The 17283-nt window shown below is 71.7% G+C and carries 19 protein-coding genes; 5 read left to right on the forward strand and 14 right to left on the reverse strand.

The window, feature by feature from the left end; translation table 11 throughout:
- The first annotated feature begins 87 nt into the window (after positions 1-87).
- The 3 genes from CVS47_RS08255 to CVS47_RS08265 all read left to right on the forward strand — a co-directional run bounded on the left by CVS47_RS08255 (position 88) and on the right by CVS47_RS08265 (position 2655).
- The gene (locus tag CVS47_RS08255) at positions 88-363 is read left to right on the forward strand and encodes a hypothetical protein (protein WP_127095655.1); all 276 of its coding nucleotides are present in this window, start codon (positions 88-90) and stop codon (positions 361-363) included.
- A 109-nt stretch (positions 364-472) separates the two neighbouring features.
- Positions 473-1570 (forward strand): GNAT family N-acetyltransferase, encoded by a 1098-nt coding sequence (locus tag CVS47_RS08260; RefSeq protein WP_127095656.1) that lies wholly within the window; start codon positions 473-475, stop codon positions 1568-1570.
- Positions 1567-2655 carry a GNAT family N-acetyltransferase gene (locus tag CVS47_RS08265; RefSeq protein ID WP_127095657.1) on the forward strand — a complete coding sequence of 363 codons (1089 nt, stop codon included), beginning with the start codon at positions 1567-1569 and terminating at the stop codon, positions 2653-2655. The genes CVS47_RS08260 and CVS47_RS08265 overlap by 4 nt, the downstream gene beginning before the upstream one ends.
- Before the next feature lie 24 nt (positions 2656-2679).
- On the opposite strand, the gene mutM is transcribed toward CVS47_RS08265, so the two are convergent.
- From mutM to CVS47_RS08300, 7 genes are all read right to left on the reverse strand, one after another.
- On the reverse strand, positions 2680-3597 hold the full coding sequence (gene mutM / locus CVS47_RS08270; protein ID WP_127095658.1) for a bifunctional DNA-formamidopyrimidine glycosylase/DNA-(apurinic or apyrimidinic site) lyase: 918 nt from the start codon (positions 3595-3597) through the stop codon (positions 2680-2682).
- A 6-nt stretch (positions 3598-3603) separates the two neighbouring features.
- On the reverse strand, positions 3604-4296 hold the full coding sequence (gene rnc / locus CVS47_RS08275) for a ribonuclease III (protein ID WP_127095659.1): 693 nt from the start codon (positions 4294-4296) through the stop codon (positions 3604-3606).
- A gap of 19 nt (positions 4297-4315) precedes the next feature.
- Positions 4316-4525: a 50S ribosomal protein L32 gene (rpmF, locus tag CVS47_RS08280; protein ID WP_127095660.1), complete on the reverse strand. Its 210-nt coding sequence runs from the start codon at positions 4523-4525 to the stop codon at positions 4316-4318.
- Between the two features lie 2 nt (positions 4526-4527).
- Positions 4528-5043, reverse strand: a complete 516-nt coding sequence (locus tag CVS47_RS08285; protein ID WP_127097258.1) for a YceD family protein — start codon at positions 5041-5043, stop codon at positions 4528-4530.
- A gap of 102 nt (positions 5044-5145) precedes the next feature.
- On the reverse strand, positions 5146-5643 hold the full coding sequence (gene coaD, locus CVS47_RS08290; protein ID WP_127095661.1) for a pantetheine-phosphate adenylyltransferase: 498 nt from the start codon (positions 5641-5643) through the stop codon (positions 5146-5148).
- A gap of 25 nt (positions 5644-5668) precedes the next feature.
- Positions 5669-7843, reverse strand: coding sequence for an ATP-dependent DNA helicase RecG (locus CVS47_RS08295; protein WP_127095662.1), 2175 nt, complete (start codon positions 7841-7843; stop codon positions 5669-5671).
- A gap of 95 nt (positions 7844-7938) precedes the next feature.
- A complete protein-coding gene (locus CVS47_RS08300; protein ID WP_127095663.1) occupies positions 7939-8541 on the reverse strand; it encodes a hypothetical protein in 603 nt (200 codons plus the stop codon).
- Positions 8542-8641: 100 nt separating this feature from the next.
- Between CVS47_RS08300 and rsmD the strand changes: the two genes are divergently transcribed.
- Positions 8642-9205 carry a 16S rRNA (guanine(966)-N(2))-methyltransferase RsmD gene (gene rsmD / locus CVS47_RS08305; RefSeq protein WP_127095664.1) on the forward strand — a complete coding sequence of 188 codons (564 nt, stop codon included), beginning with the start codon at positions 8642-8644 and terminating at the stop codon, positions 9203-9205.
- A 13-nt stretch (positions 9206-9218) separates the two neighbouring features.
- Here the strand turns inward: rsmD and thiL are convergent, their stop codons facing one another.
- Positions 9219-10217, reverse strand: a complete 999-nt coding sequence (gene thiL / locus CVS47_RS08310) for a thiamine-phosphate kinase (protein WP_127095665.1) — start codon at positions 10215-10217, stop codon at positions 9219-9221.
- Between the two features lie 73 nt (positions 10218-10290).
- Between thiL and CVS47_RS08315 the strand changes: the two genes are divergently transcribed.
- On the forward strand, positions 10291-10848 hold the full coding sequence (locus CVS47_RS08315) for a DUF3515 family protein (RefSeq protein ID WP_127095666.1): 558 nt from the start codon (positions 10291-10293) through the stop codon (positions 10846-10848).
- A 4-nt stretch (positions 10849-10852) separates the two neighbouring features.
- Here the strand turns inward: CVS47_RS08315 and CVS47_RS08320 are convergent, their stop codons facing one another.
- The 6 genes from CVS47_RS08320 to leuC all read right to left on the reverse strand — a co-directional run bounded on the left by CVS47_RS08320 (position 10853) and on the right by leuC (position 17251).
- Entirely contained in the window at positions 10853-11953 is a 1101-nt protein-coding gene (locus tag CVS47_RS08320) for a D-alanine--D-alanine ligase family protein (protein ID WP_127095667.1), read from the reverse strand.
- Positions 11853-12992, reverse strand: a complete 1140-nt coding sequence (locus CVS47_RS08325; protein WP_127095668.1) for an NAD(P)H-dependent glycerol-3-phosphate dehydrogenase — start codon at positions 12990-12992, stop codon at positions 11853-11855. The genes CVS47_RS08320 and CVS47_RS08325 overlap by 101 nt, the downstream gene beginning before the upstream one ends.
- Positions 12982-13746 carry a lysophospholipid acyltransferase family protein gene (locus CVS47_RS08330; protein ID WP_127095669.1) on the reverse strand — a complete coding sequence of 255 codons (765 nt, stop codon included), beginning with the start codon at positions 13744-13746 and terminating at the stop codon, positions 12982-12984. The genes CVS47_RS08325 and CVS47_RS08330 overlap by 11 nt, the downstream gene beginning before the upstream one ends.
- A 3-nt stretch (positions 13747-13749) precedes the next feature.
- Positions 13750-15120 carry a UDP-N-acetylglucosamine 1-carboxyvinyltransferase gene (gene murA, locus CVS47_RS08335; protein WP_127095670.1) on the reverse strand — a complete coding sequence of 457 codons (1371 nt, stop codon included), beginning with the start codon at positions 15118-15120 and terminating at the stop codon, positions 13750-13752.
- Positions 15121-15191: 71 nt separating this feature from the next.
- Positions 15192-15788 carry a 3-isopropylmalate dehydratase small subunit gene (gene leuD / locus CVS47_RS08340; protein WP_127095671.1) on the reverse strand — a complete coding sequence of 199 codons (597 nt, stop codon included), beginning with the start codon at positions 15786-15788 and terminating at the stop codon, positions 15192-15194.
- A gap of 2 nt (positions 15789-15790) precedes the next feature.
- Positions 15791-17251: a 3-isopropylmalate dehydratase large subunit gene (gene leuC / locus CVS47_RS08345; RefSeq protein WP_127095672.1), complete on the reverse strand. Its 1461-nt coding sequence runs from the start codon at positions 17249-17251 to the stop codon at positions 15791-15793.
- Positions 17252-17283 lie beyond the last annotated feature (32 nt).

The raw sequence follows: 17283 nt of genomic DNA on the forward strand, positions 1-17283 counted from the left end.
AACCCGTTCGCCTCGGCGCGGGACGCGCCGTCCTTCCGCCATCTCCGCCACCCTCCGGGCACACCCTTCTCACGAAAGAGCATCACCATGCAGAACACGCTTCATCACCATCCGCCGCAACAGGCGCTGTCCGATGTGCAGGACGTGCGTCCGGCCATCGCCGCCGCGGAGCGCGGATCGGTCCTCGACCGGCTCTCGCTCCGGCTCGGCCTCTGGCTGCTCCTGCGCTCCTCGCGCCGGGCGCAGCAGCGGGCCCAACTGCGTGAGCGATACGCGGCCCGCGCGCATCGGGAGATCCGCGACCAGTACGAGCGGGAGGCCGCTCACGCACGGCTCCTGCTCGCGACCCGCTCGTGGCGCTGATCGCGCACGAGCTCACGGTGTGCGGGTCCGGCCCCGTCCGGACCCGCACACCGCACCTGAACTGAACTGCACCGCACCGCACCTCACGCCTCGAACGAAGGACACCGTCATGTCGAACACCGCGCCGACCGCACCGCGCGGAGTGGAGTTCCGGCTCCTCACCATCCCCCCGACCATGGACGGCAGCGATGCCGCCCGCGACTTCGCCGACCATGTGGCGGTCCGCAACGCCGTGTACCGCGAGATCTCCGGCCACGATGACAACTCGCTGCCGCCCGACGAGCTGCTGCCCATGTACCAGCCCGATGACTACCAGCGCCGCCACCTGTGGCTGGTGCTCGAGGAGGGCCGGCCCATCGGGCGGGTCGGCTGCGACATCCCGCTCGAGGAGGGCTCGAAGGTGTCGTTCTGGCTGATCGAGCTGCTGCGCGAGACGTGGGGTCGCGGCATCGGCAGCGCCGGTCACGACCTCGTGGAGCAGACGGCCCGCTCATTCGGACGCACCGTCCTGCAGGCGTGGGCGGAGCACCCGGACGCACCGGGCAGACGGCTGCAGCCGCCGACCGGGTTCGGCAGCATCCCGGAGGACCACGGTGCCCGCTTCTTCCTGCGTCACGGACACACCCTGGAGCAGATCGAGCGCTGCAGCGTCTTCGACCTGACCGGCTCGTTCGACCGGGTGGACGCCCTGGCCGCCGACGCGCGCGCCGCGGCCGACGGCTATCGCACCGTGCACTGGATCGCCCCGACGCCGGAGGAGTTCGTCTCGGGCTACGGCTGGATGAAGTCGCGCATGATCACCGACGCGCCCTCGGCGGGCATCGAGTTCGACGACGAGGTGTGGGACGCGGCTCGCGTCGCGGCCCATGACGCCAAGTACACGCAGGCCGGACGCAGGCTGCAGGTCACCGCGGCGCAGCACATCGCCACCGGCGAGCTGTGCGCGTTCAACGAGCTCGTCATCGGCAAGGACCGCACGGCCGCCACGCAGCAGGAGGACACCCTCGTGCTGTCCGAGCACCGCGGGCACCGGCTCGGCATGCTCGTGAAGACCGAGAACCTCCGAGCCTGGCGCGACGTGGCCCCCGCCTCGCCGCGCGTCATCACCTACAACGCAGAGGAGAACCGTCCCATGCTCGACATCAACGAAGCCATCGGCTTCGTCCCCCTCACCTACGAGGGCGCCTGGAAGAAGGTGCTCGCATGACCCGCCCCGCCACCGCACTCGCCCTCACCAGGATCCCCGTCCCGCAGACGCTGGACGGCGACGACGCTCGCCTCTTCCGCGCGATCGCCGAGATCGGCACCGCGGTCTGCCGGCACGACGCCGGACACGACCACCTCGACCACACGGCCCAGGAGCTCCTCCCGTCGTGGCAGGAGCAGGTCGACCGCACGCAGGTCGGCTACGCCGTCGAGGCCGGGGACGAGGTGCTCGGCATCGTGACGACCGTCCACCAGAACGGCGACGCGCCCCGCAGTCTCGAGTTCGACCTTCTGGTCTCGCCCGACCGGTGGGGCGAGGGCATCGAGGAGATGCTGCTCGCGGCCGCCGAGGACGAAGCACGTCGTCACGGCATCCCCGTCGTGCAGACCTACTCCCTCCACCGGGCGGACACGCCCGGCGAGAAGCTGGTGCCGGGGACGGGGTGGGGTTCGGTGCCCGCCGACGACCGGCAGACCCGGCTGATGGTCGCGCACGGCTACGCGCTCGAGCAGGTGGAGCGCAACAGCGTCCTCGACCTGCGGGAGCCCCTCCCCCTCGTGGAGGCGATGCTCGCCGAGGCCCTCGCCGCGGCCGGACCGGACTACCGCCCGATCGCGTGGACACTGCCGACGCCCGACGAGTGGGTCGAGAAGATCGCCTACCCGATCTCGCGGATGTCGACGGACGTTCCGGCGGGTGATCTCGTCTGGGACGAGGAGGTGTGGGATGCCGCGCGCGTGCGTCGTCGGGACGCACGCCTCCAGGCGGCCGGCACCACCGTGTCGGTGTCCGCCGTGCTGCACGAGCCGTCGGGCACGATCGTCGCCTACAACGAGCTGGCCCTCGCCGGTCCCGCCGATTCCGCGACGAGCCAGTGGGGCACCCTCGTGCTGCGCGAGCACCGGGGTCACCGCCTCGGCACGGTCGTCAAGTGCGCGAACCTCCTCCGCTGGCGCGACATCGCGCCCGAGTCGCCCTTCGTGTCGACCTTCAACGCGGAGGAGAACCGGCCGATGCTCGACATCAACGAGGCCATCGGCTTCGTCGGCGTCTCGGTGGCCGGAGCGTGGCAGAAGACGCTGTGATGACCGGATGCCGCGGGCCGGTCGTCACGCGACGGCCGGCACCCGCGGCATCCGCTGGCATCTCGGGCAGTAGTGGCTCGAGCGGTTCATGAAGGAGACGCGGGTGATCGGCCGCCCGCAGCGCGGGCAGGGCTGTCCGGTGCGACCGTATGCGTTCAGCGAGTGGGCGAAGTACCCCGCCTGGCCGTTCACGTTGACGTACTGCGCGTCGAAGCTGGTGCCGCCCTCGGCAAGCGCACGCTCGAGCACGGCGCGGATCTCCGCGAGGAGGCGCGTGACGGCACGGGGCGCGAGGTCACGGGCGGGCGTCTCGGGATGGATCCGCGCCGCCCACAGTGCCTCGTCGGCGTAGATGTTGCCGATGCCGCTCACCGTGGTCTGGTCCAGCAGCACGCGCTTGATCGCCGAGCCCTTGCCCCGGAGCGCCGATCGGAACACCGTGTCGCGGAATGCGGGGTCGAGCGGGTCGCGCGCGATGTGCGCGACCTGCCGCGGAACCGCGGCGACGTCGGTGCCGCGGCCGCCGGCCGCCCCGTCCGGCGTGGCGGTGAGCGTGTCGAGCGCGAGCGAGCCGAAGGTGCGCTGGTCGGCGAAGACGACCGCGAGTTCGCCGTGCTGGGGATGCTCGACGTCGAGCCGGATGCGCTCGTGCCGCTCGGGCGCGGCGCCGGCCGGCCGCAGCAGCAGCTGTCCGCTCATCCCGAGGTGCGCCACCAGCGCGGTCTGCACCTCCTGCTCTGCCAGCGGCATCCAGAGGAACTTGCCGCGCCGCGCCGCGCCCGCCAGACGACGGCCGGTCAGGGCGCTCTCGAAGTCGAGCGCTCCGGCGGTGTGTCGCGTCAGCGCACGCTCATCCACGACGGTGACGGCCAGGACGGTCGCGCCCGTCACGGCGGGCTCCAGCCCGGCGCGGACGACCTCGACCTCGGGGAGTTCGGGCACCGACGCTCAGACCGCGTCGCTCATGGTGCGCCACGCGAGCAGCGCGGCGGCCATCTCGGCCTGCTTCTTGCTGGATCCCACACCCATGGCCGAGACTCCGCCCACCTTCACGGTCGCGGCGAAGCGTCGGTCGTGGTCGGGACCGGACGACTCGATGGCGTAGGTCGGGGGCGCCACGCCGGCGCGGGCCGCCAGCTCCTGCAGGCTGGTCTTCGGGTCCATCGCGGCGCCGTGCCGCTCGGGGTCGGCGAGCAGCGGCTCGACCAGACGCAGCACGAGGGCGGTGGCCGCATCGGGTCCGGCCGACAGATAGGCGGCGCCGAGGACGGCCTCCATGGTGTCGGCGAGGATCGAGTCCTTGTCGCGACCGCCGGTCTGGTCCTCACCCCGGCCGAGCAGCACATGCTGCCCGAGACCGATGCCGCGGGCGACCTCTGCGAGCGCGACGGTCGAGACGACGCTGGCGCGGCGCTTGGCCAGCGAGCCCTCGTCGAGCTCCGGGTGCGCGGTGAAGAGGCGCACCGTCACGGCCTGGCCGAGGATGGAGTCGCCGAGGAACTCGAGCCGCTCATTGTGGGGCACCTGGCCGTGCTCGTAGGCCCACGACCGATGCGTGAGGGCAAGCGACAGAAGCTCGGGGTCGATGATGACCCCGAGCTTGTCGGTGAGCGCCGAGCGCTCGGTGGTGACGTCGGTCACAGTCTGCCGCGCGAGCGGATCAGACGTCGGCGACCTTGCGGCCCTTGTACTCCAGGAAGAGTTCGGTGCCCTGCGAGTCGGTGACGACCTTGGCCTGGTGGGGACGGCTGTAGACGACCTTGCCGTTCTCGACGGTCTTCACCAGGGGGGTGGGCTCCGCCTTCCACTGCGCGCGGCGCGAACGGGTGTTCGAGCGCGAGACTTTCCGCTTCGGGGGGTTACCTGCCATTATCAGCTCTCTTCTGTGTTCCGGACGGCGGTGTCCCCGGGCGCGGAGCGCGGGGAGTCGTCGTCGTGGTCTCGGGTGTAGTCCTGGAGCGCGGCCCACCGGGGATCCGGGGCGCCGGTCTGCTCTGAGACGGGGCTGGTGGCCAGACGCTCGCCCGTGGCCGGATCGAGGCCGGGGCAATCCGGCTGACACACCGGCTGAAACGGAAGCGACAGGACTATCGCATCTCTGACCAGACTTTCAAGATCCACGTGGTCGTCTTGAACTTCGAAATCAGCTGTCTCGTGTCCAGGATACGTGAAAAGCTCCTGGATCTCGACTTCGACAGGCTGGACGATGTCGGTGAGGCATCGTCCGCAGATGCCGGAGTACTCGCTGTCGATGGTGCCGGAGACGAGCATGCCCTCATGCACGGACTCGACGCGGACGTCGATGTCGACGGGCTCGCCCTGCTTCACGGAGACGAGGCCCTCGCCCCATTTCTCGGGCGCGGGCACCGAGAACGCGAACTCGCGCATCTCGCCCGGAGCGCGCACGATGTCGCGCACATGCAGCGCGAATGGTCCTGGTCGATACCTGCTCACGACAGACAATCGTACCGTCCGGTCGGAGAAGCCGGATCAGCGGGCGGCGGCCTCGGGGTCGAGGAAGCGGGCCACGGCCGGCGGGACGAACGGTGACACGTCGCCGCCTAGGCCGGCCACCTGGCGCACGAGCGAGCTCGACACCATCGCATGCGCCGGATCGGGCAGGAGGAACACCGTCTCGACGTGGGCGAGGTGACGGTTCACGATCGCCATGGGCGTCTCGTACGCGACATCGACCTGCGAGCGGATGCCTTTCACCAGCACACCGGCATCGACGTCGGTCGCGTAGTCCACCAGCAGGCCCATCGACCAGGAGGCGACGACGACGTCGCCCTCGACGTCGCCCTCCGCGATCGACTGCTCCAGCAGCGCCAGACGCTGGGCGATGGGAAGCATCGCCTCCTTGCCCGGGTTGTGCACGACGAGCACGTGCAGCCGGTCGTAGAGCGCCGCCGCCCGGCGGATCACGTCGAGGTGTCCGAGCGTCGGCGGGTCGAACGACCCCGGGACGACGGCGATCCGGCTGTTCATGGACTCAGCCTACCCAGGCCGTCTGTCAGTTCTTCGCGAGGGCGGCGCGTTCCTGCGACCCCACGCGCCGCTCGATCGCCGCCGCCAGCTCGCGGTGCCGCTGCAGGGCGGGGTCCTCGTCGAGCACCTGCTCCGCCTCCGCGCGCGCCTCGGCGATGATGTCGGCGTCGGCCACCACCCGCAGCAGGCGCAGGGACGACCGCACGCCGGACTGACGGTCGCCGAGCACGTCGCCCTCGCCGCGCAGGGTGAGGTCGACCTCGGCGAGCTCGAACCCGTCGGTCGTCGCGGCGACGGCCTCCACGCGCTCGCGCGCCGGGGTGCCGAGGGGCGCCTCGGTCACGAGCAGGCAGAGGCCGGGCACGCCGCCACGGCCGACGCGACCGCGGAGCTGGTGGAGCTGCGAGACGCCGAAGCGGTCGGCCTCGAGGATGGCCATCGTCGAGGCGTTGGCCACGTCGACGCCGACCTCGACCACGGTCGTGGCCACGAGCACGTCGATGTCGCCGCGGGCGAAGGCCTGCATGACCGCGTCCTTCTGGTCCGAAGGCATCTTGCCGTGCAGGATCTCCACGCGGATCGACGAGAACGCCGGATGCCGCGACAGCACGTCCGCGGCCTGCACGACGCCCCAGCGCATGCGGGTGGGCTCGCCATCGTCCTCGTCCTCCGGCGCCGCGGGCTCGTCGGCGCCGTCCTTCGCGGCCGTGTCGGAGTCGATCGCCGGGCACACCACGAACGCCTGGTGGCCCTTGCCCACCTCCTCCGCGATGCGGTCCCAGACGCGCCCGAACCACGCCGGCTTCTCGGCGAGGGGGGCCACGAAGCTCTGGATGCCGGCGCGTCCGGCCGGCAGCGTGCGGATGGTCGAGACGTCCAGGTCGCCGAAGACCGTCATGGCGACGGTGCGCGGGATCGGCGTGGCGGTCAGCACGAGCGCGTGCGGAGCCATCCCCTTGGCGCGGAGCACCTCGCGCTGCTCGACGCCGAAGCGGTGCTGCTCGTCCACGACGACCAGTCCGAGGTCGGCGAACGTCGTCGACTCGCTGAGGAGCGCGTGGGTGCCGACGACGATGAGCGCCTGCCCGGACGCGGCGCGCAGGGCGGCCTTGCGGCGCTCGGCGGCCGGCTGCTGGCCGGTGAGCAGCGTGGGCATGAGCAGCGGGGCCAGCTGCGGCCCCAGCATCCGGGCGATGGATCGGACATGCTGCGCGGCGAGCACCTCGGTGGGGGCGATCAGCGCCGACTGACCGCCGCTCTCGGCCACCTGCAGCATGGCGCGGAGGGCGACGAGCGTCTTGCCGGAGCCGACCTCGCCCTGCACCAGCCGGTTCATCGGCCAGTCGCCCACCAGGTCGCGGGCGATGCGGTCGCCGACCGACTCCTGGTCGGGCGTGCGGGAGAAGGGCAGCGCCGCGTCGAAGCGCTCGAGGAGACCGCCCTCGGCCGCCGCGCGGCGGGTCGCGGACATCGCCCGCACGAACTGCCGCTGCTGCAGCAGCGCCGCCTGCAGCACGAACGCCTCGTGCATGCGCAGCGTCGCCCGAGCTGGCTCGATCTCGTCCTCGAAGCCGGGACGGTGGATCTTCTCGATGGCCGTGCGCGCCGGCAGCAGGCCGCGGTGCCGGCGGAACTCGTCGGGGAGCGGGTCGGGAACGGGCCCGAGGCCGTCGAGCACGAGCTGCACGATCTTCGCGATCTGCCAGCTGGCCACGGTGCCCGTGGCGGGGTAGATCGGGATGGGGAGGTTCGCGTTGGCCTCCGCGGTCATCTGCGCGGTGGCCTCGTCGTCGAACAGCTCGTAGTCGGGGTTGGTCAGCTGCAGGGAGCTGCGGTACTCCCCCACCTTTCCCGAGAAGATGCCGCGGCGGCCCGGGCGCAGATCCTTGATCCGCCAGGCCTGATTGAAGAACGTCAGCGACAGCTCCCCCTGCCCGTCGCTGATGACGACCTCCAGCAGGGAGCCCTTGCGGTTCTGCATGCGCCGTTCCGAGGAGCGCCTCACCTCGGCGACGATCGTCACCGGCTCGCCCACCGGAAGCGACGTGATGGCGGTCAGCTCGCCGCGGCGGGCGTAGCGGCGCGGGTAGTGCGCGAGGAGATCGCCCACGGTGTGCATCCCGAAGGCCCGTTCGAGGGCGCCGGCCGTCTTGCCGCCGACCGCGCCGTCGAGGCGCGATTCGAGGGCGAAGTCCGGCATGCACACGAGCATAGATCGGGCGTCCGACCCGGCCGGCCCGTTCGACCCGGCCGACCGCCGGCTGACGGACGCGGGCGCCGACCCTCAGTGCGGGCTCATCCCCACAGCTGGGTGGAGATGTTCGAGAGGTAGCCCCGCCCGTTGCGGTTCGACGTCGACATGTAAAGCCAGACGTCGTCACGGGCGACGATCATCTCCTCGGTGTCGGCCGACGTACCCGGCTTGCTGCAGAACTGCGCGCCGAAGTCGTCGGAGAACTGGCACTGGTAGCCGAGACCCGCCAACGTGCCCACCGCCGTCGTCACGGCGTCCGCGGGAGCAGTGCTGAGGAGCACGAGGATGCCGGTCGCGTCGCCGATGATCCAGTCGCATCCCAGCGCGAGGGTGGCCCCCTCCGGTGCCGGGCGCACGAAGCCGACGCCGTCGCCCTGGAGCCGCAGGTCGCCGACCGCCTCCTGGCGCTCGGGACCGCTGCCGAGGGCGTCGCAGCTGGTCGGGATGTTCGCCGGCACGACGGTGGGTGTCGGCGTGGACGTCGGGGTCGCGGAGGGCGAGGGCGTGGGCGAGGGGGTCTTCGTCGGCGTGACCGTCTGCGCCGACGTCGTCGGAGCGGCTGAGGGGTCGCCCGCGCATCCCGCGAGGCTCAGGGTGAGCACGACGGCGACGGCTGCGGCGGCGAGGTGGGCGGTGCGGTGCACGTCGGTCTCCTTCCGACGGCGGCCCTGGGCGCCGGCGAGCGGATGCCGCGACGACGAGCCTGAGGCTGAGCATAGGGATCGCGCCGATATCGTGGGAGGGGTGACGCGCATCATCTCGGGCCGTGCCGGCGGCATCACGCTGGACGTGCCCGGCAGCGGCACCCGGCCGACCAGCGATCGGGTGCGCGAGTCGCTCTTCGGGTCGCTCGAATCGGCCGACGCCCTCGACGGCGCGCGGGTGCTCGACCTCTACGCCGGGTCCGGCGCCCTCGGCCTCGAGGCGGTCAGCCGCGGCGCGGCGTCGGCCGACCTCGTCGAGCGCGACGCCGCTGCGGCGGACGTCGCGCGGCGCAACGCACGCAAGGTCACGGCCCCGGGAGCCGCGGCATCCGCGTCCGTCTCGGTCCACCGCGCGGCGGTCGCGGCCTTCCTGCGCACCGCGCGCGGGCCGTACGACCTGGTGTTCCTCGATCCCCCCTACGACGTGACCGATGCCGCTCTCGACGAGGTCCTCGCGGCCCTCGCCCCCCTGCTCTCCCCCGACGCGGTGGTCGTCGTCGAGCGCGGACGCCGCTCCCCGCGCCCGGATTGGGAGGCCGCGGGTCTGCGCGCGGAGCGCGACCGCTCGTACGGCGACACCACGATGTGGTGGGGCGGACCCTGACGCAGGCCGCTGCTCAGCCCCGGGCGGCGTCCCAGTCGCGGTAGGGGTCCCAGCCGCCGCGGCCGGACGGCGCGGTGCCGTCGACGAGCACCCGGTCGGCCCCCCCGGCGATGACGTCGCCGACGACGCGGAAACCCTCCGGCAGCGCCGCTCCCGCCGGGAAGACGGCGAGCAGCGCGTGGTCCTCACCGCCGCGCAGAGCGAGGTCGGGATCGTCTCCCAGCGTGTCGGCTCGGAGGGCGAGCGTGACACCGGATGCCGCGGCCAGCCGTCGCGCGTCGAGCAGGAGTCCGTCCGACACGTCCATCATGGCCTTCGCGCCCGCCGCCGCCGCGGCGACGCCGAGCAGGATGGGCGGCGCGGGCCGGAGCTGAGCGCGGAGCGCCGCGCGCTCGTCGTCGCAGAGCAGCGACGGGTCGACCGCGACCGGGGTGCCCGCGGCATCCCGGAACCGCTCGAAGAGCACGTCGAGGCCCCGTGCCGCTCGGCCCAGGTCGCCGGCGATCGCGACCACATCGCCGGGCCGCGCGCCGGCGCGCGTCACCGGGGCCCGGCCGTCGAGGGAGCCGAGCGCCGTCACCGCGATCGTCAGCGTGTCGGAGGCAGTGAGGTCGCCGCCCTCCACCCGGCACCCGGGTGCGAGCGTGTCGCACGCGTCGCGGAGGCCCCGGGCGAGGTCGACGGCGAAGGAGAGACGCGTCCTGTCGGGCATCGCCAGCGCGACGAGGAGCGCCACCGGCCGCGCGCCCATCGCCGCGACGTCGGCGAGGTTCACGGCCGCGGACTTCCATCCCAGTTCGAGCGCGCTCGACCACGCCAGCCGGAAGTCGGGACCGTGCACGAGCGTGTCGGTGGTGGCGACGACCCTGCCGTCGGGCATCGCGATGACGGCGGCGTCGTCCCCCGGGCCGAGCTCGGCCGCGGAGGGTCCGAGCTGCGCCAGCACCGCGGCCAGCACCTCCGCCTCGCTCAGCTCGCCGACGGTCGGATCGGCGGCTGCGGCGGAGGTCATCCGACGACCCTAACGCGCGCGGCACCGAGGGCGTTCTCAGGGGGACGCGCGGCCCGCCGGGTAGCCTGGAGGGATGCTCCGACTCGCCCGTCCGCTCGTCGCCCTGCTGCTCGTGGTGACCGCGGCATCCGTGTCCGGGTGCGCATCGACGGTGTCGATGGCGGCGGCCCCGAGCGCGAACGAGACGGGATGCGCGGAGATGATGGTGCGCCTCCCGGACACGCTCTCGGGTCAGTCGCGCCGTTGGACGGATGCGCAGAGCACCGCCGCGTGGGGCGACCCCGCCACCGTGCTGTTCACCTGCGGTGTGACGCCTCCGGGACCGACCACGCTGCGGTGCGACACCGTCAGCGGTGTCGACTGGATCGTCGACGAGTCGCAGGCGCCCACCTACCGGGTGACGACCTTCGGTCGCACACCCGCGATCGAGCTCTTCCTCGACACCCAGAGCAACGACCGAGTGCAGGGCGTCTCGAGCCGTGAGGTGCTCGACGCGCTGTCGCCGATCGTCTCTCAGCTGCCGGTCGACGGGCAGTGCGTCGACCGGGAGGACGCGACGCTCGTGCCCGACCCGGAGACGACGCCGGCGCCCGCGGACACGTCGACGCCCGCACCGACTCCCGCGTCGTGAACGCTCAGCCGCGCTCGAGCGCGGTGTCGATCAGCTCGGAGATCAGCTCGGCGTAGGTCATGCCGGTGGCGATCCAGCACTTGGGGAACATCGAGACGGGCGTGAAGCCGGGCATGGTGTTGAGCTCGTTGACGACGGGTCCTGCGTCGGTGAGGAAGAAGTCGACGCGGGCGAGCCCCCGACCGTCCACCGCGTCGAAGGCGCGGAGCGCCATCTCGCGGCACGCGGCCGCATCGTCGTCCGACATCGTGGCCGGGCAGACGACGTCCACCCCGTCGCCGCCGAGGTACTTGCCCTCGAAGTCGTAGAACGAGCGTCCGGTGAGGACGATCTCGCCGGGGAGCGACGACCGTGCGGGTTTGCCGCCGCGCCCCTCGAGCACGCCGACCTCGATCTCGCGGCCGTGAAGGCCCTGCTCGACGAGCACCTTGTCGTCTTCGGCGAAGGCGATGTCGAGCGCCTCCGCGAGCTCGTCGACGGTGTCGACCTTCGAGACGCCGACGCTGGAGCCCGCGCGGGCGGGTTTGACGAACCACGGCAGCTCGAGGCCGGAAGCGCGCTCGGCGATGCGCGCGGCGCCTGCGCTCCGGTCGCCCGACCAGTCGGCGGCGCGCAGCGTGATCCACGGCGCCACGGGCACGCCCGCGGCCTGCAGCGCGATCTTCATGAAGTGCTTGTCCATGCAGAGGGCCGAATCCAGCACCCCGCCGCCGGCGTACGGCAGCTCGACCGTGTCGAGGAACCCCTGGATGGTGCCGTCCTCGCCGTGCGGACCGTGCAGGATCGGCAGCACGACGTCGACGCGTCCGAGGTCCTCCTCCCGGCCGTCCGCGCGGCGGACCCGCAGCGTGGACGATCCCGCGGCCTCCGGCCAGACGATGCGCGTGCCGTTGTCCTCGACCCGCGGCATCCGCTCCGGATCGAGCGCGAACTTGTCGGGGTCGTCGTCCTCGAGGATGAAGGCTCCCGCCGGGGTGATGCCGACGGGGATCACCCGGAAGCGGTCACGATTGATCGCGCGAAGGACGCCCCCCGCCGTGGCGGAACTGATCGAGTGTTCGCTGGAGCGACCTCCAAAGAGCACCACCACCACCGGCTTGTCCATTCTGCGTCCTCTCCCCCTTCGGGGTGTCGTCGTCCGTCGTGAGATGCGGCGCGATGTCCCGCGGCTTCATGGTCCCGTCCAGCACCCTCTTCACCTGCTCGACGATGGGCATCTCCACGCCGGCCTCGCGGGCGAGCTGGAGCACCGGCGCCACCGACGCCAGGCCCTCGGCCGTCTGGTTCATCTGCTTGACCACGTCCTGGAAGGAGTAGCCCTGGCCCAGCAGTCGGCCCGCGGTGTTGTTGCGGCTGAGGGGCGACTGGCACGTGGCGATCAGGTCGCCGAGTCCGGCCAGACCCTGCAGCGTCTCGGGGTGCGCGCCCTGGGCGACGGCGAAGTCGGTCATCTCCACCAGTCCGCGGGTGATGATCGACGCCTTCGTGTTCTCGCCGTAGCCGACGCCGTCGACGATGCCGATCGCCACGGCGATGAGGTTCTTGAGCACGCCGCCGAACTCGGTGCCGATGACATCCGTGTTGACGAACGTGCGGAAGTAGCTGTTGCGTGCGCGACGCGCGACCGCATCGGCCGTCTCCTGGCTGACGGAGGAGATGACCGCGGCGGTGGGCTGCTCGCGGGCGATCTCGAGCGCGAGGTTCGGCCCGGATGCGACGGCGATGCGGGCCGGATCGCAGGCCAGCTCCTGCTCGATGACCTGGCTCATCCGCAGTCCGGTGCGCTTCTCGACGCCCTTCATGAGCGAGACGAGCGGGGCGTCCGTGCCCTCGACGAGTGAGCGCAGCGCCGTGAGGTTCTCGCGCAGCGCCTGGCTCGGGATGGAGAGGTAGACCTGCTCGGCGCCGTCGAGCGCCTCGGACAGCCGTGCCGTGGCCGTCATGGAGCGCGGCAGGTTGATGCCGGGCAGATAGCCGCTGTTGCGCTTGGCCTCGTTGATCTCGGTGGCCAGCTCGGGGCGCCGCGCCCACATCGTCACGTGCGCGCCGCCGTCGGCCAGGATCTTGCCGAAGGTCGTGCCCCAGCTGCCGGCTCCGATGACGGCGACGCGGGGAAGGACCGCGGATTCCGCTCTACGGCTCAAGGCGCCCCGTCTCCCTCTGCCCGTGCGCCGACGGGTTCCAGCGCTCGGCGGGAGCCTTCTCGTCGCGCAGCTCCTCGAGCAGGACGGTGATGGCGTTCATCAGGCGCGTCGTGGCCTCGTTGAGGACGGCGGGAGACATGTGCCGGCCCTGCAGGTCGGAGAGGTCGACGGGAGCGCCGACGGCGACGGTCACGGGCTTGCGCGGCGGCCAGAGGCTCACCTTCTTGCCGTAGCGGGCCATGACGGCCTGAGCTCCCCAGTGGGCCATCGGGATGAGCGGGATGCCGGCCTCGAGCGCCAGGCGGACGGCACCGGTCTTGCCGCGCATGGGCCACATGTCGGGGTCGCGGGTGAGCGTGCCCTCGGGGTAGACGATCACGCCGCGGCCGTGGCGCACCAGCGACTCGGAGGCCTGCAGCGTCTGCTTCGCCGACGCGCTCGAGCTCGATCGCGCGACGGGCACCATGCCGGTGGCCTTCAGCGCCCAGCCGAGCACGGGAGCGCGGAAGAGGCTCTCCTTCGCGAGGAAGCGGGGCGGGCGGCCCAGGCGCCAGACCGCGACCGCCACGATCAGCGGGTCGATCTCGGTGTAGTGGTTGGGGGCGAGCACGTAGGCGCCGGTGCGCGGCATCTCGTCGCCGGGCCGGACGCGGATCCTGGCCAGCACCGACACCAGCGGCACCACGATGGCGGCCAGGAAGCGGAAGACGAAAGGACGGGGCTCGCGGGCGTCGCTCTGTTCGGTCCGGGCCATGGCTCAGCCGATGACGTCGAAGTCGGCACCGAGCGCGTCGAGCTTGGCGAAGAACTTCTCGTACCCGCGGCGGATGATGCCCATGTTCGACACGACCGACTCGCCCTGCGCGGCGAGGGCGGCGATCACGTAGCTGTAGCCGCCGCGGAGGTCGGGGACGACGACCTCGGCGCCGTGGAGCGGCGTCGGGCCGGTGACCACGGCGGCCTGCTCGAGTGCGCGCCGCGGCACCCGCCGCTCGGGGCTGTCGATGCCCTGCGGATGCACGACGATGTCGGCGCCCATCTGGACGAGCGCCTCGGTGAAGCCGAGACGGTTCTCGTAGACCGTCTCGTGCACGACGGAGGTGCCCTGGGCCTGCGTCAGCGCGACAATCAGCGGCTGCTGCCAGTCGGTCATGAATCCGGGGTGCACGTCCGTCTCGACGACGACGGGCGTCAGGCGATCGCCGCGGCGGAACTGGATGCCGTCCTCGCGGACGTCGAACCAGCCACCGGCCTTGCGGAAGACGTTGAGGAAGGTGAGCATCTCCTGCTGGCGCGCTCCGCCGACGAAGATGTCGCCGTCGGTGGCCAGCGCGGCGCAGGCCCACGAGGCCGCCTCGTTGCGATCGAAGATCGCGCGGTGGTCGTAGCCGCGTAGCGAGTCGACGCCCTCGATGAGGAGCACGCGGTTCGGCTCGTAGGAGATGATGGCGCCCATCTTCTGCAGCACGGCGATCAGGTCCATGATCTCGGGCTCGATGGCCGCGTTGCGCAGCTCGGTGGTGCCCTTTGCGCGCACGGCGGTCAGCAGCACCTGCTCGGTCGCCCCGACGCTCGGGTACGGCAGCTCGATGTTCGCGCCGTGCAGGCCGTCGGGGGCGGTGATGCGGATGCCCTCGTAGCTCTTGTCGACGATGGCGCCGAACGCGCGGAGCGCGTCCATGTGGAAGTTGATCGGACGGTCGCCGATGCGGCAGCCGCCGAGATCGGGGATGAGCGCCTCGCCGAGGAGGTGCAGCAGCGGGCCGCAGAAGAGGATCGGAATACGGGATGCGCCGGCGTGCGCATCGATCTCCTCGAAGTGCGCGGCGACCGCACCGCTCGGGTCGAAGTGGAGCGTGCCCTCCTCGGCGCCGGACTCGACGCGCACGCCGTGCACCTCGAGGAGCGAGCGCACGACCTTGACGTCGCTGATGTCGGGGACGTCGCGCAGCGTGCTGGGCGTGTCTCCGAGGAGGGCGGCCACCATCGCCTTCGTGACCAGGTTCTTCGCGCCCTTGACCTCGACACGCCCGCGCAGCGGCCGACCGCCGCGGATGCGGATGGTCTCCCCCGACAGCGCCGCCTCGGGTCCTCCTGCGGAGTCGGCGTCGTTGAGCAGTGTCTTCATAGGAGGAACCTCATCTGTGTGGTCGAGGGCGGAGCGGAGGGGTGGAGCGCTCTCGTGGAGCGGACCCCGGGTCAGGGAACGGGCAGCGTCCGAGGCCGCCACGCCTCCCGGCGCGCTTCGAACTGCGCGATCCTGTCCTCGTTGCGCAGGGTGAGCCCGATGTCGTCGAGCCCTTCGAGAAGCCGCCACCTAGTGTAATCGTCGATGTCGAAGGGCACCTGGAGGTCGCCCAGGGTGGCCACGCGCTGCTCGAGGTCGACGGTCATCCGCACGCCGGGCGCAGCATCCACCGCCTCCCAGATCCGGTGCACGTCCTCCTCGGAGATGACGCCGGCCAGCAGACCCTGCTTGCCGGAGTTGCCGCGGAAGATGTCGGCGAACTTCGGGCTGAGCACCACGGCGAAGCCGAAGTCGCGGAGCGCCCAGACGGCGTGCTCGCGGCTGGAGCCGGTGCCGAAGTCGGGACCGGCGACGAGCACGGATGCTCCGGCGAAGGCCGGCTGGTTCAGCACGAACTCGGGGTCCTGCCGCCAGTTGGCGAAGAGCGCGTCCTCGAAGCCCGTCTTGGTGACGCGCTTGAGGTAGACGGCGGGGATGATCTGGTCGGTGTCGACGTTCGATCGCTTCAGCGGGGCGACGACGCCGGTGTGGGTCAGGAACTTCTCCATGCTCAGGCCTCGACCTTCTCGCGCACCAGATCGCTCGGACTCGACAGCGTGCCGCGGATCGCGGTCGCCGCGGCGACGAGGGGCGAGACGAGGTGGGTGCGACCGCCCTTTCCCTGCCGGCCCTCGAAGTTGCGGTTGCTCGTGGAGGCGCAGCGCTCCCCCGGGGCGAGCTGGTCGGGGTTCATCCCCAGGCACATCGAGCAGCCGGCGAAGCGCCACTCGGCGCCGAAGTCGGTGACGATCTTGTCGATGCCCTCGGCCTCGGCCTCCAGGCGCACGCGCGCGGATCCGGGCACGACCATGACGCGGACGCCCGGCGCCTTGGTGCGGCCCTGGATGATCGACGCGAAGGCGCGGAGGTCCTCGATGCGGCTGTTGGTGCAGGAGCCCATGAACACCGCGTCGACGGCGACGTCCTTCAGCGGCGTGCCGGGGACGAGGTCCATGTACTCGAGGGCACGCTCGGCGGCGGCCCGCTCATTGGGGTCGGCGATGTCGGCGGGCGTGGGCACGACGTCGGACAGCGAGACGCCCTGGCCGGGGTTGGTGCCCCAGGTGACGAAAGGCTCGAGCTCGGCGGCATCCAGGAACACCTCGGCGTCGTAGACGGCGCCCTCGTCGCTCGGAAGGGTGCGCCAGTAGGCGACGGCGTCGTCCCAGTCCTGCCCGGTGGGCGCGTGCGGACGCCCCTTCACATAGGCGAACGTCGTCTCGTCGGGCGCGACCATGCCGGCGCGGGCGCCGGCCTCGATCGACATGTTGCAGATCGTCATGCGGCCCTCCATCGAGAGGGAGCGGATCGCGCTGCCGCGGTACTCGAGCACGTAGCCCTGCCCGCCGCCCGTGCCGATCTTCGCGATGACCGCCAGGATGATGTCCTTCGCCGTGACGCCCTCGCGGAGTTCGCCCTCCACGGTGATCGCCATCGTCTTGAACGGCGTGAGCGGCAGCGTCTGGGTGGCCATGACGTGCTCGACCTCGCTGGTGCCGATGCCGAACGCCATCGCGCCGAACGCGCCGTGCGTGGAGGTGTGCGAGTCGCCGCAGACGACGGTGATGCCCGGCATCGTGAGGCCCAGCTGAGGACCGACGACGTGGACGATGCCCTGTTCCTTGTCGCCGAGCGAGTGCAGGCGCACGCCGAACTCCGCGGCGTTGCGCCGCAGCGTCTCGATCTGGGTGCGGCTGGTGAGGTCGGCGATCGGCTTGTCGATCTCGAGCGTCGGGGTGTTGTGGTCCTCGGTGGCGATGGTGAGGTCGAGGCGGCGCAGCGGCCGGCCCTCGGAGCGGAGGCCGTCGAAGGCCTGCGGGCTCGTGACCTCGTGGACCAGGTGGAGGTCGATGTAGATGAGGTCGGGCTGGCCGTCCTCGCCCTTGACGACCAGGTGGTCGTCCCAGACCTTCTCCGCCAGCGTGCGGGGGCGATCCGAGATGACGGATGCCGCGGGGGTGGGGGTGCTCATTGTTCTGGTGCTCTCCTCAGAAGGGATCAAGC

Origin of the sequence: Microbacterium lemovicicum (assembly GCF_003991875.1) — a bacterium.
Classification (GTDB): domain Bacteria; phylum Actinomycetota; class Actinomycetes; order Actinomycetales; family Microbacteriaceae; genus Microbacterium; species Microbacterium lemovicicum.

Bases quoted from the DNA above. Each gene is read 5' to 3' on its own strand.
- CVS47_RS08255 (WP_127095655.1), top strand. From the start codon at position 88: ATGCAGAACACGCTTCATCACCATCCGCCGCAACAGGCGCTGTCCGAT.
- CVS47_RS08260 (WP_127095656.1), top strand. From the start codon at position 473: ATGTCGAACACCGCGCCGACCGCACCGCGCGGAGTGGAGTTCCGGCTC.
- CVS47_RS08265 (WP_127095657.1), top strand. From the start codon at position 1,567: ATGACCCGCCCCGCCACCGCACTCGCCCTCACCAGGATCCCCGTCCCG.
- rpmF (WP_127095660.1), bottom strand. From the start codon at position 4,525: ATGGCAGGTAACCCCCCGAAGCGGAAAGTCTCGCGCTCGAACACCCGT.
- CVS47_RS08285 (WP_127097258.1), bottom strand. From the start codon at position 5,043: ATGCGCGAGTTCGCGTTCTCGGTGCCCGCGCCCGAGAAATGGGGCGAG.
- coaD (WP_127095661.1), bottom strand. From the start codon at position 5,643: ATGAACAGCCGGATCGCCGTCGTCCCGGGGTCGTTCGACCCGCCGACG.
- CVS47_RS08295 (WP_127095662.1), bottom strand. From the start codon at position 7,843: ATGCCGGACTTCGCCCTCGAATCGCGCCTCGACGGCGCGGTCGGCGGC.
- thiL (WP_127095665.1), bottom strand. From the start codon at position 10,217: ATGACCTCCGCCGCAGCCGCCGATCCGACCGTCGGCGAGCTGAGCGAG.
- CVS47_RS08315 (WP_127095666.1), top strand. From the start codon at position 10,291: ATGCTCCGACTCGCCCGTCCGCTCGTCGCCCTGCTGCTCGTGGTGACC.
- CVS47_RS08320 (WP_127095667.1), bottom strand. From the start codon at position 11,953: ATGGACAAGCCGGTGGTGGTGGTGCTCTTTGGAGGTCGCTCCAGCGAA.
- CVS47_RS08330 (WP_127095669.1), bottom strand. From the start codon at position 13,746: ATGGCCCGGACCGAACAGAGCGACGCCCGCGAGCCCCGTCCTTTCGTC.
- murA (WP_127095670.1), bottom strand. From the start codon at position 15,120: ATGAAGACACTGCTCAACGACGCCGACTCCGCAGGAGGACCCGAGGCG.
- leuD (WP_127095671.1), bottom strand. From the start codon at position 15,788: ATGGAGAAGTTCCTGACCCACACCGGCGTCGTCGCCCCGCTGAAGCGA.
- leuC (WP_127095672.1), bottom strand. From the start codon at position 17,251: ATGAGCACCCCCACCCCCGCGGCATCCGTCATCTCGGATCGCCCCCGC.